At 70.4% G+C, this 15,975-nt stretch carries 13 protein-coding genes; 3 read left to right on the top strand and 10 right to left on the bottom strand.

All coding sequences use genetic code 11. The annotated features are described in order from the left end of the window. From DFJ67_RS17250 to DFJ67_RS17230, 5 genes are read right to left on the bottom strand one after another with little or no spacing between them, the layout of a single operon-like run. A complete protein-coding gene (locus DFJ67_RS17250) occupies positions 1–2,121 on the bottom strand; it encodes an alpha-galactosidase (protein WP_116068919.1) in 2,121 nt (706 codons plus the stop codon). Continuing rightward, entirely contained in the window at positions 2,118–2,960 is an 843-nt protein-coding gene (locus tag DFJ67_RS17245) for a carbohydrate ABC transporter permease (RefSeq protein WP_116068918.1), read from the bottom strand. Before DFJ67_RS17245 ends, DFJ67_RS17250 begins: the two co-directional genes overlap by 4 nt. Beyond that, positions 2,953–3,882: a carbohydrate ABC transporter permease gene (locus DFJ67_RS17240; protein WP_116068917.1), complete on the bottom strand. Its 930-nt coding sequence runs from the start codon at positions 3,880–3,882 to the stop codon at positions 2,953–2,955. The genes DFJ67_RS17245 and DFJ67_RS17240 overlap by 8 nt, the downstream gene beginning before the upstream one ends. Further along, positions 3,879–5,144 carry an ABC transporter substrate-binding protein gene (locus DFJ67_RS17235; protein ID WP_116068916.1) on the bottom strand — a complete coding sequence of 422 codons (1,266 nt, stop codon included), beginning with the start codon at positions 5,142–5,144 and terminating at the stop codon, positions 3,879–3,881. The genes DFJ67_RS17240 and DFJ67_RS17235 overlap by 4 nt, the downstream gene beginning before the upstream one ends. A gap of 30 nt (positions 5,145–5,174) precedes the next feature. Continuing rightward, complete coding sequence (locus DFJ67_RS17230) at positions 5,175–7,643, bottom strand: glycoside hydrolase family 97 catalytic domain-containing protein (protein WP_170215892.1); 2,469 nt, start codon at positions 7,641–7,643, stop codon at positions 5,175–5,177. Positions 7,644–7,911: 268 nt separating this feature from the next. Between DFJ67_RS17230 and DFJ67_RS17225 the strand changes: the two genes are divergently transcribed. Both DFJ67_RS17225 and DFJ67_RS17220 read left to right on the top strand, forming a co-directional pair. Continuing rightward, positions 7,912–8,481, top strand: coding sequence for a calcium-binding protein (locus DFJ67_RS17225; RefSeq protein ID WP_239097164.1), 570 nt, complete (start codon positions 7,912–7,914; stop codon positions 8,479–8,481). A 103-nt stretch (positions 8,482–8,584) separates the two neighbouring features. Then, positions 8,585–11,371, top strand: a complete 2,787-nt coding sequence (locus tag DFJ67_RS17220; RefSeq protein WP_116076314.1) for an AfsR/SARP family transcriptional regulator — start codon at positions 8,585–8,587, stop codon at positions 11,369–11,371. A gap of 39 nt (positions 11,372–11,410) precedes the next feature. Here the strand turns inward: DFJ67_RS17220 and DFJ67_RS17215 are convergent, their stop codons facing one another. Further along, the gene (locus tag DFJ67_RS17215) at positions 11,411–11,968 is read right to left on the bottom strand and encodes a helix-turn-helix domain-containing protein (RefSeq protein ID WP_116068913.1); all 558 of its coding nucleotides are present in this window, start codon (positions 11,966–11,968) and stop codon (positions 11,411–11,413) included. Between the two features lie 40 nt (positions 11,969–12,008). On the opposite strand from DFJ67_RS17215, the gene DFJ67_RS17210 reads away from it, so the two are divergent. After that, positions 12,009–12,521 carry a GNAT family N-acetyltransferase gene (locus DFJ67_RS17210; protein WP_116068912.1) on the top strand — a complete coding sequence of 171 codons (513 nt, stop codon included), beginning with the start codon at positions 12,009–12,011 and terminating at the stop codon, positions 12,519–12,521. A 2-nt stretch (positions 12,522–12,523) separates the two neighbouring features. Here DFJ67_RS17210 and DFJ67_RS17205 read toward each other — a convergent pair whose 3' ends face one another. From DFJ67_RS17205 to DFJ67_RS17190, 4 genes are read right to left on the bottom strand one after another with little or no spacing between them, the layout of a single operon-like run. Next, entirely contained in the window at positions 12,524–12,904 is a 381-nt protein-coding gene (locus DFJ67_RS17205) for a nuclear transport factor 2 family protein (protein WP_147315528.1), read from the bottom strand. Then, a complete protein-coding gene (locus DFJ67_RS17200) occupies positions 12,877–14,025 on the bottom strand; it encodes an MFS transporter (protein ID WP_116068910.1) in 1,149 nt (382 codons plus the stop codon). The genes DFJ67_RS17205 and DFJ67_RS17200 overlap by 28 nt, the downstream gene beginning before the upstream one ends. A gap of 18 nt (positions 14,026–14,043) precedes the next feature. Continuing rightward, on the bottom strand, positions 14,044–14,721 hold the full coding sequence (locus tag DFJ67_RS17195; RefSeq protein ID WP_116068909.1) for a response regulator: 678 nt from the start codon (positions 14,719–14,721) through the stop codon (positions 14,044–14,046). Further along, the gene (locus DFJ67_RS17190; protein WP_116068908.1) at positions 14,718–15,878 is read right to left on the bottom strand and encodes a sensor histidine kinase; all 1,161 of its coding nucleotides are present in this window, start codon (positions 15,876–15,878) and stop codon (positions 14,718–14,720) included. The genes DFJ67_RS17195 and DFJ67_RS17190 overlap by 4 nt, the downstream gene beginning before the upstream one ends. Positions 15,879–15,975: the final 97 nt, after the last annotated feature.

The following is a 15,975-nucleotide window of genomic DNA, read 5'->3' as shown; positions in this document are numbered from 1 at the left end:
TCACGGCGCCGCCACGACGTGCAACAACACCGAGCGGTCGACATCCAACGCTGGCGCCTCGATCCCGACCAGCCGCAACACCCGCCCGGGCAACAGCACACCGGCGCGCTGCCAGGGCGGCAGCACGGTGCCGGCTGCCGGCGCCGATCCGGGATGCACGGCCTTCACGGCATAGGAGCGCTCGTCGTCGAGGCCGGGCAGCCGGATCCGCCCGGGCGGCCAGGTCGCCGGGCGTTCGACGACGCTGAACGCGTAGAGCGCCTCGCCCCGGTCGCTCGCGACGACGCCTTCCAACCGCAGCGCGGGGTCGGGCAGGTCGGCATGGACGACGTCACCGGAGTGCAACAGAGCCCGATGCCGTTTGTGGAAGGCGATCCACCGCGCGATGGCGGCCCGGGTCTCCTCATCGGCGGTCAGCAGGTTGACCTCGACGCCCAGGTGTCCCCACAGCGCCTTCTCCGCGCGATAGTCGAGCGGATGCGTGCGGTGGGTGGTGTGTGACTCCCCCGCACCGAGGTGGGTGCCCTGCATCTCCGGCGGCACCAGCAGCCCGGTGTAGCGCTGGATCTCGAGCCGTTCGTGCGGGTCGTTGCAGTCGCTTGGCCAGACGCGGTCGGTGAACTCGAGGACGCCGAGGTCGACGCGCCCGCCACCGCTGGCGCACGACTCGATCTCGAGCCCGGGATGGGCCGCCTTGAGTTGCGCCATCAGCCGGTAGGTCTGCTCGACCTGGACCCGCACTCCGGGCCGGCCGTCGGGCGTGTGGCCGGCGTCGAGCAGATAGCGGTTGTGGTCCCACTTGATGTAGTCGACGCCGAGCGCCGCGACCAACGCACTCATCCGGTCGAACAGATAGGCGTACGCGTCGGAGTGCCCCAGGTCGAGAACATGCTGATAGCGCGAGGGTGGCCCGGCGCCGTGCCCCGCGTCGAATATCCACTCTGGATGGTCGCGGGCCAGATCGGAGTCGAGGTTGACCATCTCCGGCTCGAACCAGAGGCCGAAGTCCAGGCCGAGTTCGCGCACCCGCGCGACGAGGGGCTCGAGCCCGTCGGGCCAGACCGCCGGGTCGACCGCCCAGTCGCCCAGCGACGTGGTGTCGTCGCGCCGGCCGAGAAACCACCCGTCGTCGAGCACGAAGCGTTCGGCGCCGACCTCCGCACCCCGTTCGGCCAGGGCGGTCAACGTCGCGAAGTCGTGGTCGAAGTAAACCGCTTCCCACGTGTTCAACACGACCGGCCGCGGCGAGCGGGGATGCTGCGGCCGGGACCGCAGGTGCCGGTGGAAGCGCGCGGCGAGGTCGTCCAGCCCGACTCCCCACGACCCGTACTGCCACGGGCTGCGGTAGTCATCGCCCGGCCCGAGCACGACCTCGGACGGCAGCAACACCTCGCCCGCGGTCAGATGGCGAGTGTCGGCCGGTGTCCGCTCGGCGGCGAGCACCTGGTTGCCGCTCCATGCGAGGTGGGTCGCCCACACCAGCCCGTGCCGGAAGCCGAACCCCGCCTCGCCGGCCGCCAGTAGCAGCGTGTGCTCCAGCCCCGGCTTCCCGCCGCGCGAGGTCCGGACCCACTCCCCCACGTGGAACGGCCGGCGCTGTGGCACCCGCTCGAGTGCCCAGCGGCCGGTCAGGTCGAGGATCTCGGTCGCGTCGGTCGGGACCGGAAGGGCCAGTTCAAAGGCGTTCATCCGGTACGGCGCAGCCGCCTCGTTCCGGACCACGGCCCGCTGGCGCACGAGCCCGCTCGCCGCGAGCACCTCGATCTCGAGCTCCAGCGCGAGGCCGAATTCGGGGTCGCGTGCCGAACTCACCAGCACCGTGCCGTCGACCCGCCAGGTCGCGTCGCCGAACTTCGGTGCCCAGCGGCGCCCGTCGCTGTCGCCGACCAGGCCGGGGCGGCCGAGCCAACCCTCCGCGAGCTGCGGCAGCACCGGGACCGGCTGTGGGTAGGTGACCGCGCTGTCGCCGATCGCGGGCAGCGCTGCCAGCCCCAGGTCGGCCAGGGCGCCGTCGCCGATCTCGCCCAGATCCGGGCCCCAGTGCAGGATGCGCGGAAGCCGGCCGCCGTCGACGGCGATGACCAGGCTGGTGCCCCCGGCCCGCAGGTGTATAGGCGTCATCCCTTGATCCCACTTCCCGCGATGCCCGCGAAGAACTGCCGTTGCAGAAACAGGAACACCGCGACCAGCGGTATCGAACACACGAACGCGCCGGCCATCAGCGTCGGATAGTCCGTGCCGAACTGACCCTGCAAACCCGCGAGGCCCACCGACAGCGGTCGGTTCTCCCCCGACGGCGAGACGATGAGCGGCCAGAGCAGGTCGTTCCACGAGTAGAGCCCGGTCAGCACGGCGAGGGCGGCGACGGTCGGCCGGGCCATCGGCAGCATGATGTGCCAGAAGACCTGAAGCGGGTTGGCGCCGTCGAGCCGGGCCGCCTCCTCGTAGTCGTTGGGCATGGTGCGGAACGCCTGCCGCATCAGGAACGTGCCGAACGCGGAGAAGAGACCGGGGATGGCCAGCGCCGGCAGGGTGTCGAGCAGCTTCAGGTCACGGATGAGCCCGTATTGGCCGATCAGGAAGAGCTGGCTCGGCACCATCAGCATGGCCAGGAACACCCCGAGGAGCACCCCCCGGCCGCGGAACGGGATGCGCGCGAACGCGTAGCCGGCGAGCGCGGCGACGATGACCTGGCCGCCGACCCGCAGGACGAGCGCACCGACGGAGACGGCGAACATCGACCAGAACGGCACCGTCGCGAAGAACGTCTCGAACGAGTGCAGGCTGTAGCCGTGCGGCAGGATCGTCGGCGGGATCCTGGTCACCTCGGCGGTCGACTTGAACACGGTGAGGATCTGCCAGACGAACGGCACCACCATGATGGCGGCCGCGATGGCGAGGATCAGGTGTAGGTGCCAACGCCGCTGAGCTTTCCCGCGCCGGACGATGGATTCAGTCATAGAAGACCCAGGATTTCTGGAGACGGAACTGGAGCGCCGTCGCAATCATGATGACGACCAGGAGCACGACCGCGATCGCGGCGCCGTAGCCCTGGTGGAACTGGACGAACGCCTTCTCGTAGAAGAGGTAGACGATCGTCTTCGAGTCGGCCAGCGCCGTGTTGTTCACCCCGCGCAACATGATGAAGTTCAGGTCGAACATCTGCAGCGCGCCGATCACGGTCAGCACCGTGACGAAGAAGATGCTCGGGCTCAGCAGCGGCAGGGTGATCCGGAAGAACTGCCGTACCCGGCCGGCACCGTCCAATGCGGACGCTTCATACACAGCCTTGGGGATGGCCTGTAGGCCGGCACCGAGAATGATCAGGTTGATGCCGAGGCCCATCCAGATGCCGACGACGCCGAACGCGTAGATCGTGAACCGCGGGTCAGCCACCCAGAACTGGCCGTCGATGCCGACCCAGGACAACACGGTGTTGAGGAGCCCGAAGTCGCCGTTGTAGATGAACCGCCACACCATGCCGATCGCGACGGGCAAGGTGACCACGGGCAGGAAGAAGAGCACCCGGTAGATCGCGCGCCCCCGGCCGACCTGCTCGATCAGCGCGGCCAGCGCGATGGCGACGGGCACGCCGACAAGGGCGATGGCGGTATAGAGCGCCGAGTTGCCGAACGCCTTCCAGAACTCCGGGTCGTGAACCAGGGCCGTGTAGTTGTCGACGCCGACAAAGGTCGCCGGCCCGAACGCCGGCACGTCCTGGAAGCTGTCGATCAGCGTCGACAGGAACGGCCACACATACAGCACGAGCAAGCCGATCGTCGCCGGTGCGACGAACGCCAGGCCCCACCAGCCGCTGGGCTTGGTGACGCCTTTGCGGCGGCCGGTCGGCCGCCGCAAAGGCTTCGTTGCCAGGTCTGTCATTTCTTGGCGAGGACCTTGTCGACGGCGGCCTGGTACTCGTTGGCCGCGTCCTGGACGGACTTCTTACCGCTCCACGCCGGGCCGAGGTATTGCGCGGCGAGCCCCTGCCATTCCGACGCGTTGCCCGCGACCGGCAGCGGAACGCTGTAGTCGATGGCGTCGATGAAGACCTTGAGGTGGTATTCCGGCATCGAGTCGAGCCACGGCTGCTGCGTTCCCTTGTAAGCGGGGAGCACCGTACCCGTGGCCGCCTGGATTTCCGCTGCCTTCGTGCCGCCGAGGAAGGCGAGGAACTTCTTGAGCTCGGCCGGGTGCTTGCTGCCGGCGTAGCCCGCGTTGCCGATCCCGCTCGTGACGGTGGCGCGCTTGACACCCTGCGGCAGCGGCGCGACGTCGACCTTGCCCTTCAGCGCGGCGTCGTTGTGGAACCGCAGCGCCCAGTAGGCGCCCGAGAAATACATGGCGACCTTCTGGTTCTCGAACATCGAGACCGCCTCGGTGTCCGACAACTGCTCGAGCGTCGGCGACGCCTTGGCCGCCTGGAGGTCGGTCCAGAACTTGAGGCCTTCGACGCCGGCCGGGCTGCCGAAGTCAGACGCGCTGCCGTCGGCGTTGATGATGGAGCCGCCGGCCTGGAGGATCGTGTTGTAGAAGCCGCCCTGCCCGTCGATCGGCGCCGCGATGCCCCACACGCCCTTGGCCGGGTCGGTCAGCTTCTTGGCCGCTTCCTGCGCGTCCTGCCAGGTCCAGGTGTCATCGGGATACTTCACGCCCGCGGCGTCGAACAGCGCCTTGTTGTACCAGATGCCGTTGGTGTCGAAGTCCTTCGGCAGAGCGAAGAGCTTCCCGTCGTAGGTGTAGGAGTCCGAAACCGCCTTGGGGTACGCGCTGACGTCGATGTTGTTCGACTTCACCGTGTCGGACAGGTCGAGCAGCTGACCGCCCTTGGCATATTCGCGGAAGTGGTCGGCCAGCATCCAGAAGGCGTCCGGCGCGGTGCCGCCGGCGGCGCCGACCTGGAGCGTCGACCAGTATTCCGTCCACGGCAGCGTCTGCACCTTGATGGTGATGTTGGGGTTCGCCTTCTGGAACTCGTCGGCGATCTGCTGCATCGCCGGAGTCTGGTCCTCGCTCCAGTTCGCGTATGTGAGGGTGACCTTCTCACCTGACTCACCGGACGCGTCGTCGGATTGCCCAGAGCAGGCGGTAAGCAGGGTTACCGCCGCGGCCACGGCCGTGGCGGCGATCCACCTACGTTTCATGGTGCTCCTCTGATGAAGGGGAAGGGGATTTCAGGAAGGGACGTGGATGGTGGTGTCGACCCAGTCGACGTGCACGCCGATGTCCTCGGGCGCAACGGTTTCGCCGCGCAGGCAGAGCGTGCGTACCCCGTGGATCGCAAGGTTGAAGGTCGTGACGGGCTTGCCCGCCTCGACGACGGCGGCGAAGACCTCGTGCCCGTCGGCGAGCACACTGACCCTGGCCCGCCCGGTCGACTCGTCGTCGACGCCCACGGCGCCGGCGAATGTCTCGGCCCTGCCGCCGAGGTGGAAGCGGGCCTCGGATGCCGGTGCGGTGCCCAGGCCGCGGTCGAACCGCTGACCCGCGACCCGCATCGGCTGCCCGTCGCGAGGGTTTCCGCCCCCATTCGACTGGTCGCGCTCGACCGGACCGTCGGCGTTGACGAACGAGAGCATCGGCAGCTCTGACAGCGCGTGCTCGCCCGGCGTCAGCGGGCACACGACTCGGGCGTGCGCGACCCCGGGAACCTGGCCGTCGCCGTCCTGCTCGACGGTGACCACCCCGAGTTGCCCGGGCCGCAGCGACGAGTCCGGCCGGATGACCCAGGTCTCGCCGCGACGGTCGGCCGACCAGCCGGCTGGAAGCCGCAGGCGCGCTCCCGCGTCAGTGGCCAGCGCCGCGGTCCCGTCCGCGCCGATCTCGGCGACCGCCGGGTGCACCGCTGGCGCGGGGTGGTGCGGCCGGGGCGCGCTGCGGAACAGCTCGGTGCCGGCCGGTGCCACGACAGCGACGAAGCCGCCGTCGCGAGCCACCGCGACGGAGAAGGCGTCGGTGGCGGCAACGGTGCTCTCGGCCAGGCCAGAAGCGGGAACCGCGTCGCCGACGATCCACACCTGGGCGTCCTGGCCGACCGAAAGCCGTTCCAGCGGCACCTGGATCGTGCGGGCGTCCCCAGCGGCGATGCACCCGATGAACCAGCGGTCCCCGGCCCGGCGGGCGATGACCGCGTGGCTGTCGGGGTCGCCGGCCAGCAGCACCGTTTCGTCCCAGACCGGTGCCAGTTCCGACAGGAAGCGGGCCACCAGCGGACGGCTGGCGTAGGCGTCGACATGATCGGCGAAATGGGTGATCCCGGCTTCGAACACCACCGAGAGTCCGAGTTCGTGGCCGTCGCTGGTGGTGCGGTTCGGTGCCCCGAACGCGACCGGGGTGGCGTCCATCCCACCCACGACGTTGCGGGTGAACGGCTGGATCACGTTGTGCGTCGCGGTGAGCGCCTGGTCCTCGAAGAAGACGTAATATTCGGCGCCGCGGATCGCTTCGTACCCGATCACCTGTGGAAAGGTTCTGGCCCATCCGCGCGGGATCACCGAGCCGTGGAAGTTCACCATGAGGCCGAGCCGGGCCGTCTCCGCGAGCACCGTGTCATACCAGCGGTAGCGGTCCTTCGACTCCGACTCCATGAAGTCGACCTTGATCCCGGCCACACCCCACGAGCGCCACAGCGCCAGCTTCCGGAGATCTTCGGGGCTGTTGAGATCGCGCCAGATGGTCCACAGGTGCACCTGGATCCCGCGGCGGCTGGCGTAGGCGACGATCTCGGGAACCCAGGTCTCCTCCCAGCCGCAGTCGATGAGCAGGTGCTCCCAGCCGAGGTCGGCGGCGACGTCGACGAAGTGTTTCTGCTTGTCGAGCTGTGCGCCGGAGTAGAAGTCCGACCACCACGACCAGGCGGCCCGGCCCGGCCGGACCCAGGTCGCGTCGTCGAGCTCGGGTGAGACGGCGGGCGCCAGTTCGTCGACCAGCAGCGAGGACACGAGGTCGGGCAGGGTGCCGACAAGGATGACGCGCCACGGGCTGACCACGCCCCGGGCGACCTCCACGCTGTCGTCGGCCAGGGTGAACCGCAGCGTCCGGCGGCCGTCCGGTTCGGGGTCGCCGGCGACCGCGTGCGCGCCGGCGAACCGGCCGTCGATGCCCGACTCGGTGATCAGGATGTGCGCCGGCCCGGCGTCGAGGCGGGTGAGGAAAGGGAAGCCATAGGCGCCCGGCGCCAGGTCGGCCGTGTCGACCCCGAAACGGGGCGTCTCATACCAGGTCTGATAGTCGAGCACCCAGTTGCGGGACTGGGCGGGAAGCGTGACGGCGGTGCGGTCCCCGGTGATCCGGGCGGTGCCGTCGAGCGCCGGCAGGGCGTAGCGGATCGCCACACCGTCCCGTGCGATCCGCACGATGACCTGCCACTCGAGGCCGTCGGCCGCGCGGAACGTGTGCACGCTCTCGTGGTGCTCGTATGCATGGATTCCAGCGGATTTGCCCGACCGCAGGCGGAACCGATCACGGACGGTGCGCTCCGAAACCCGGACGAGTTCGGCATTCGTGCCGACGTCGACGCCGTTGACGGCGAAGCCGAGCGGGATCCGGTCGAGGACGATCTCGCCGTGCCAGGTCACGGTCAGCCGCACACCCGCGTCCGCGTCGCGGACCACGGCGCCGACCGGACGTATCTCCGCGCTCAACATTCCTCCATGGGCCAGGGCCGGGTTGCACACCTGACCTGATCACGTGCGACGGTATAGGTCCCGACACGCTGGCCCACATGGGGTTTCTTACTTGTTGCATGGACGATCCGACGATCCGGCGACCGCCCCGGAGGGCACGCCTCAACGTTCGTTGCACGTCCGTTCAACGCCGGCTGGCCACGCTTCGCTCTCACACATAGGTGGAGGAGGAAGCGTCATGTCACACACTGGTCGTCGAATCAGAGCAGTCGCCACGATCGCAGCCATGGTCGTCGCGGCCGTGGGGGTTGCCGCCACGGCGCTGCCCGCGTCCGCGGCCGTCGTCGTGGTTCCCAGCGACTGCGGGCCCTACTCCGGTGCCCCGGTGCCGGCCGGCTACTTCGGGGTGTTCGTTCCCGCCGGCGGGCTCTACACCAGCACCAACAGCAACGGCTCGGAGTTCATCATCGGCACGACAGCGGCCGACGTGATCGTCGGCAGTTCCAGCGACGACATCATCTGCGGGCGCGACGGCAGCGACAACATCCAGGCCGGAAACGGAGACGACATCGTGTACGGCGGTGCCGTCGGCGACACGATCTACGGGGACCTCGGCAACGACACCGTCATCGGTGACGGCGGCGTCGACACGCTGCACGGCGACCGCTTCATCGGGCCGAGCAACCTCGACGGTGACGACCGGCTGCGCGGCGAGAACGGTGACGATCACCTCTTCGGCGACAAGGGCGTCGACATCCTGGTCGGCAGCGTGGGCAACGACGACGGTGACGGTGGTCCAGACGTCGTCGCCGACGACTGCCGGGCCTCGGTGGAGATCCAGACCAACTGCCCCTGAACCGCGGCGTGCCGATCGGTGAGAGTCGATCGGCACGCCCGTCTCTGTCGGATGATGGTCGGCCGGGTTCGCCGCCCGAGCGCGGCACCTAGCGTTGTACGCCGTGGCGGTTAACTTCCGGATACTCGGCGATGTCGATGTGCAGATCGACGGTCGCCCGATCGACACGGGCCACGCCCGCCAGCAGACCGTCCTGATCGCGTTGCTGGTCGAACCCAACCGTCCGGTCCCGGCCGAACACCTGCTGCGGCGGGTGTGGGGCGACGAGGTGCCGGACGGTGCCAGTGCCACCCTGCGCAGCTATCTGTCGCGGCTCCGCCAGGCGCTGGCCGGCACCGGCGAGGCCGAGATCGTCCGCCGCCCGGCCGGTTACCTGTTGGCGGTCGACCCGAGGTGCGTCGACCTGCACCGCTTCCGCGACCTGGTCGAGCGGGCCCGCCGGAGCGACGACGACCCGACCGCCAACACCTGTCTGGAGCGCGCGCTGGAGCTCTGGCGCGGCGAAGCCTTCGGCGGGCTGCACACACCGTGGCTGGCGGCCTACCGCGAGACCCTCGACCGGGAGCGGATCGCGGCCACGCTCGACCTCAATGACAGCGCGCTGCGCGCGGGCCAGCATGCCCGGCTGGTCACCGAGCTGCTGGAGGCGAGCGGCCAACATCCGTGGGACGAACGCCTCGCCGGACAGGCGATGCTGGCGCTCTACCGGTGCGGCAGGCAGGCCGAAGCGCTGGACCATTTCCACGAGATGCGACGCCGGCTGGCCGACGAGGTCGGCACGGACCCCAGCGCCCCGCTCGCGCGCCTCTACCAGTCGATCCTCACCGGTGACCCGGAGCTCACCGCGCCCGCGAGCCCTTCGCGTGCGGGAGGACCGACGCCGAGGCAGCTTCCCGCGTCGCCGGCGGTCTTCGCGGGCCGGACCGCCGAGTTGGCCCGCATCGACGACGCGGTGCGGCCGGGGTCCGGTGCGTCGCCGGTGGTGATCTCGTCGATCGGCGGCACAGGCGGCGTCGGCAAGACCTGGCTGGCCCTGCGCTGGGCGCACACCAATGCCGCGCACTACCCCGACGGCCAGCTCTACGCCAACCTGCGCGGCTTCGACCCGACGGCGACACCGGTCCCGTGGCCCGTGGCCGTGCGCGGCTTCCTCGAAGCGCTCGGCGTCGAACCGGCCGGCATCCCGGCCGATCCGGAGGCGCAGGCGGCCCTCTACCGCACGCTGATCGCCGACCGCCGGATGCTGGTGGTGCTCGACGACGCCCCCGACGCCGCGACCGTGACACCGTTGCTGCCCGGCACGCCCACGAGCACGGTCCTGGTGACCAGCCGCCGGCAACTTGCGACCCTGGTCACGGCCCACGGTGCCCGGCCGCTGCGGCTCGACATCCTGCCCGAGCACGAAGCACACGAACTGGTCGCCCGCCAGTTGGGCCACCAGCGGGTGGCGCGGGAACCGGCGGCGGTCGCCGACATCCTGCGCTTCTGCGGTGGCCTGCCGCTCGCTCTCGGGATCGTGGCGGCCCGCGCCGCGCTGCACCCCGACCTCGACCTGTCGTCGATCGCCGCGGAGTTGGCCGGCGCGGCCAGCCCGCTCGACGCCCTCGACGGCGACGAGGCGAGCACGAGCCTGCGCGTCGTGCTCGCGACGTCGGTCGCTTCGCTCTCGCCGGGGGCGGCCTCGGTGTTCACCCTGCTCGGCGTGTCCCCGGGCCCCGACATCGGCCTGGCCGCCGCGGCCAGCCTGACGGCGCTGACGTGCGACGAGGTGCGGCCGCTGCTGCGGGAGCTGGTCGACGCGCACCTCGTACACCAGCATCGGGTTGGTAGGTATCGGATGCACGACCTCGTCCGGCTGTTCGCGGTCGAGCGCGCCGCCGACGCCGGGCCGGCCCTGCGCCGCCTGCTCGACCACTATCTGCACACGGCGCACCCCGCGGCGCTATTGCTGTCGCCGCAACGCGACCCGCTGACCCTGGCCGCCGCGTCGCCGGGGGTGCTGCCCGAGCCGCTCGACGACCTGGCGGCCGCACTGGCCTGGTTCTCCCGCGAACACCAGGTGCTCCTGGCCGCGATCGAGCACGCGGGCGACGCACACGTCGGCCCGCTCTCCTGGACCCTGGCCACTTATTTCGACCGCCAGGGCCACTGGCACGACTGGGCGGCGGTCGCCCGGAAGGCGGTCGAGTCCACGCGGCGCCTGGGCGACCGTCCGGCGCTCGCCCAGGCACACCGCCTGCTCGCCGGTGCCTGCTCGAACCTGGGCTGGCACGAGGAAGCGCACACGAACCTGCTCGCCGCGCTCGACCTGTTCACCGCCTTGGCCGACGACGAAGGACGGGCGCACACGCATTTCGACATCAGCATGCTCTTCGACCGGCGGCACCGACCCCGCGAGGCGCTTCCGCACGCCCGGCAGAGTCTCGCCCTTTACGAACGCGTCGGCAGCACGCTCAAGCAGGCCGTGGCCCTCAACGCGATCGGCTGGTACCACTCGCAGGTCGGCGAGCACCAGGAGGCGATCGCGTTCTGCCGGCGGGCGCTGGCGTTGTCCGCACAGGCCGGCAGCGCCTACGGGCAGGCGAACACCTTGGACAGCATCGGCTTCGCACACCACCACCTGGGCGAGCACGAAGCGGCGGTCGACTGCTACGAGCAGGCGCTGGCCCTGTTCGACGAGATCGGCGACCGGCACGCGGCAGGCATCGTGCTCGATCACCTCGGCGACACCTGGGCAGCCGCGGACCGGCCGGCGGACGCGCGCGACGCGTGGGTGCGGGCGCTGGCGCTCTTCGAGGAGCTCGGCCACTCCGACGCCGACGCGGTGCGCCAGAAGCTGGCAACCGGGCGGGAGCAAGCCTTGCCGGGCGTTCAGGTCAAGGCCACATAGGTCGGCAAGACCCTGGTCCGATATGGACCGAAACCTTACTTAGTTGCGCCGGCTGAGCACCACCAGATAGCGGCAGGGCCGATCGGTGACGTTGCGGTAGGTGCCGGGCGCGGGCGCACCGAGTTCGAGGCAGTCGCCGGCCCGCAGGTCGTGTTCGACCTCGCCCTCCTGGAAGCGCAGCCGCCCGTCGAGGACCCAGATCTGATGATGGGCCAACGCGTAGGACTCGGCCGGGTAACCGACCTCCGCCCCCGCGGGGAGTTCGACCTCGACCAACTGGATAGCGCCGCCGGCCGGCGAGACCGACCGGCGGCGGTAGCCCGTCTTCGGGTCGACCCAGACCGTCTGGTCGGCGGTCCGGGCCAGGCGGGGGGTCTGACCCTCGGTGCGGGCGAACAACTCCGACAGGGTGAGACCGAGCGCCGCGCTGAGCCGGCCCAGCAGCGCGGCCGTCGGTTGTGCGGCGCCGCTCTCGATCTTCGCGATCATCGACCGCGAGACGCCGGCGTGCTCGGCGAGGGCGTTGACCGACAGGTCCTTGTCGACCCGGGCGGCGCGCAGGGTGGCGGCAAGATCGGCGGTGAGGCGGTCCGACATGGTGTCACTATAGTGCGGTCGGCCTTGTTACTATAGCGGCATGATCATCCGTGCCGCCAGCCAGGATGACGCCGCCGCCTGCGCGGCCATCTACCGGCCATACGTGCTGGACACCGCCGTCACGTTCGAGGTCGAACCGCCGACCGCCGACGAGATGGCCCACCGCATCGAGGCGGCCGCCCGGTCGCACGCCTGGCTCGTGGCCGAGGCAGACGGCCAGGTCATCGGCTACGCCTACGCCGGTCCGTTCGCCGTCCGGCCCGCCTACCGCTGGTCCTGCGAGGTCAGCGTCTACCTGGAGACCGGGCGCCGCCGCACCGGCGCCGGCCGCGCCCTCTACTCGGCGCTCTTTCCGCGGCTGGTCGAACGCGACTACCGGGTCGCGGTGGCGAAGATGACGCTGCCCAACGAGGCGAGCATGGGTCTGCACGCGGCGCTGGGTTTCCTCCCGGTCGGAGTGCACCGGCGCATCGGCTGGAAGAACGGCGCCTGGCACGACGTGGCCATCGCGCAACTCGACCTCGTCACCGACGGCGCGCCGCCGACCGGTTAGCTTCAGAACCGGCTGTCGCCGACGAAGTCGACCCAGCCGGCCTCGCTCTCGTATTGGTATTCGCGCCAGCGCCGGATCTTCCCGCCCTCGACGTGCACGATGGCCATGCCGTGGAACTGCCGCCGCCCGCGGAACGTGTATTCGCCGACCCCGACCTGCTGCTCCGGGTCGAAGACCAGATGGTGCCAGGTCATCGACATGGGCGACGGGTCGCTGCCACCCGACAACTCGAACAGCTCGGCGCGGCCGGCGTAACGCTGTCGATCGGGCGGTTCGATATAGACGACATCTTCCGTGAAGCAGACCGCCGCCGCGGCGGCGTCGCCGGTGTTCCACGCACGCGCGATCGTCGCCATCAGGCCGGCGAAGGCATGACTGTCCACTTAGCTCTCCAGACGAGTAGTGAGCATGTAGCCGCGCTCGCCGCCACCAGGCAGCCGAGCCACAGCGGCCCGGCTCCGAACCGTTGCCACGTCGCTGTCCCGGCCACCGGCGCGACGAGCATCGCCAGCCCCCACGAGGTGCCCCATACACCCTGGTAGCGGCCGCGCATGTCGGCCGGGGCGATCGCCGCGAGGATGGCGGGAGCCGAGATGTTCAACGCGATCTCGCCCAGCGTCCACACCACGACGGTCGCGGCGAAGCCGGCGGTGCTTTCGGCGGCCAGCGTGAGGCCGAACCCGATGCCCGAGAGAACTCCGCTGATCGCATATACGTACACCAATGAATGTTTCGCCAGCAGCCGCATCAGGATCGGTTGGCAGACCAGGATCACCACCGGGTTGACCGCGGCGACCAGGCCATAGGCGGCCGCATCGAGCCCGTGCGCCTGCATCGCCAGCGGCAGCGTGACGAAACCTTGGAAGTAGACCACCGCCACGACGAACGTGCTCGCCGTCAGCCCGACGAGCCGGGGATCGAGGGCGGTCGCCGTGGCAGCCGCCGAGCGTGCCGGCTTCGTCTCGGGCACGGCGATCAGCACGATCGCGGCGAACCCGACGCAAGTGATCGCGTCGATCACGAACAACAGGCCGAAGTTGCGCTCGGCGAGCATCCCGCCCAGCACCGATGCGACACCGACACCCAGGTTGATCGCCCAATAGAGCAGGCCGAACGCACGCCGCTGCTGTTCCGGTGCGACGAGGTCGGCGACGATCGCGGCCACCGCGGGGCGATAAAGGTCGGTGGCGAGCCCCGCCGCGACCGCGCACGCGGTCAGGACCAGCGGGGAGGCGGCCGCTCCGAGCGCGAGATATGCCGCGGCGGTGGCGAGCATTCCAGCCACCAGCGTCGGGCGCCGGCCAACGCGATCGGTCAACCACCCGCCGAGCGGTTGACTGACCAACGAACCGGCCCCGAACGCCGACACCACCGCGCCGGCGGTCGCCGGATCAAACCCTTGATGGCGTACGAGATAGAGCGTCAGGAACGGGATGACGAAGTAGCCGAACCGGTTGATCAGGGTCCCGACCCAGAGAAACCAGAACGGCCGCGGCAGATCCATGTGCAGCACCGTAAAGGCTCAATCCCACTTCACCTCAAGCGATTTTCGAGCCGGGACCAGGCCGGCGTCGTACGCGATGATGACCAGTTGGACGCGGTCGCGAGCGTCGAGTTTGGACAGCAGCCGGGACACGTAGGTTTTGACCGTCGCCATGGTGATGTGCAGGTCGGCGGCGATCTCGGTGTTCGACCGCCCACGGCCCACCAGCGTCAGCACCTCGGTCTCCCGGTCGGTGAGCCCCTCGACCACCCGGGGCCGGGGCACGGACTCGGGCCGGCGGGCGAACTCCTCGATCAGCCGCCGCGTGACAGTCGGGGCGAGGAGCGCGTCGCCGGCGGCCACCACGCGGATGGCCTCCAGGATGTCGTCGAGCGCCATGTCCTTGACCAGGAACCCGCAGGCGCCGGCGCGCAGTGCGCCATACACGTTGTCGTCGTCGTCGAAGGTGGTCAGGACGAGGACGCGGGCGTGCCCGGCATTGCCGACGATCCGGCGGGTCGCCTCGATCCCGTCCATGCCGGGCATCCGCAGGTCCATGACCACGACGTCGGGACGCAGGTCCCGCGCCATCCGGACCGCTTCGCCGCCGCTGCCGGCCTCGCCCGCGACGTCGAGGTCGGGCGCGTCGCTGATGACCATCCGCACGGCGGCGCGAACCAGCGGTTGATCGTCGACGAGCAGGACCCTGATCGTCATGCGGCGGCGACCGGCATCGGCAGCCGGGCGGCGACGCGGAAGCCGCCCTCCACCCGGGGTCCGGCCGAGAAGTAGCCGTGCAGCAGCGCGACCCGTTCGCGCATGCCGACCAGTCCGTGGCCGGTACCGAGGGCACCGGGCGGGCTCTGCCCGTCGTCGAGCACCTCGATGGCCAGCGCGCCGTCGGCGTGTTCGATGGTCACCCGGCAGGAGTCGACGCCGGCGTGCCGGATCACGTTGGTGACCGCCTCCTGGACGATCCGGAACGCCGACCGGTCGATCTCCGGGGGCAGCGCCGTGTGCGGCCCGAGCCATCGCACGTCCACCCGCACGCCGGCCGCGGCCGTGGCCGAGACCAGCTTCGGCAGGTCGGCCAGGCCGGTCGCCGGTGGGTCGCCCAGGCCATTCGCACGCAGGCCGCCCAGGTCATTCGCGCGCAGGCCGCCCAGCATCCGGCGAAGCTCGGCCAGCGCCTCCCGACTGGCCGACTCCACCACGCCGATCGCCTGGCGGGCCTGGGTGGGCTGGGTGTCGAAGACCCGGTTCGCGGCGCCGGCCTGCAAAGCGATGATGCCGATGCGGTGTGCGACGGAGTCGTGCAGCTCGCGGGCGATGCGGAGCCGCTCGCCGATGATCGCCGCGCTGGCGGCCTGCGCCCGCATCGAGTCGGCGTGTTCGCGCCGCTGCCGGAGCAGCAGGCCGACCGCCACGCTGACCGCGACCAGCAGCGCGGAGAACAAGAGCTGGGTGTCACCCGCGGCGACAGCGATCCGCTCCGGCGCCGCACTGTAGCTCGCCCGCCAGCCGATCTCCGCACCGGCCAGCGCGCCCCACGCTACGGCGGCCGCGCCGACGCCGACCCGCGGGCGGCTGGCCGCGACCACCGCGCCGACGGCCACCACGACCGCGAGCCGAGGGCCGAAGAACACGTCACCCGGGCCCAGCGTGCTGACCACGGCGACCGCGCCACCTGTCATCAGGGACAGTGCGATCAGCGGATGGCGGCGGAGCAGGGCGACCGGCAACGCCATCACGATGGCCGGCCAGAGCACCCGCAGCCCGTTGTCGTCCTGCTGGACGCTGCGGATCGCGACGATCATGAGAAGCGGATAACCAAGGGCCAGCGCGTACGCCCAGCGGCGCCTGGTGCCGGTCATGCGCCCGATGCTAGCCACGCCACACCCCGCCGGCATCAGACCGTGGATGTACCTCCCCGGTCGGATCGCGCCGCCGATTCCCAGCCGCCGGACCGAT

The organism is Asanoa ferruginea (genome assembly GCF_003387075.1).
GTDB classification, from domain to species: domain Bacteria; phylum Actinomycetota; class Actinomycetes; order Mycobacteriales; family Micromonosporaceae; genus Asanoa; species Asanoa ferruginea.
Note: the sequence above shows the minus strand (reverse complement) of the source record. Positions and strands in the feature narration are given on the sequence as shown.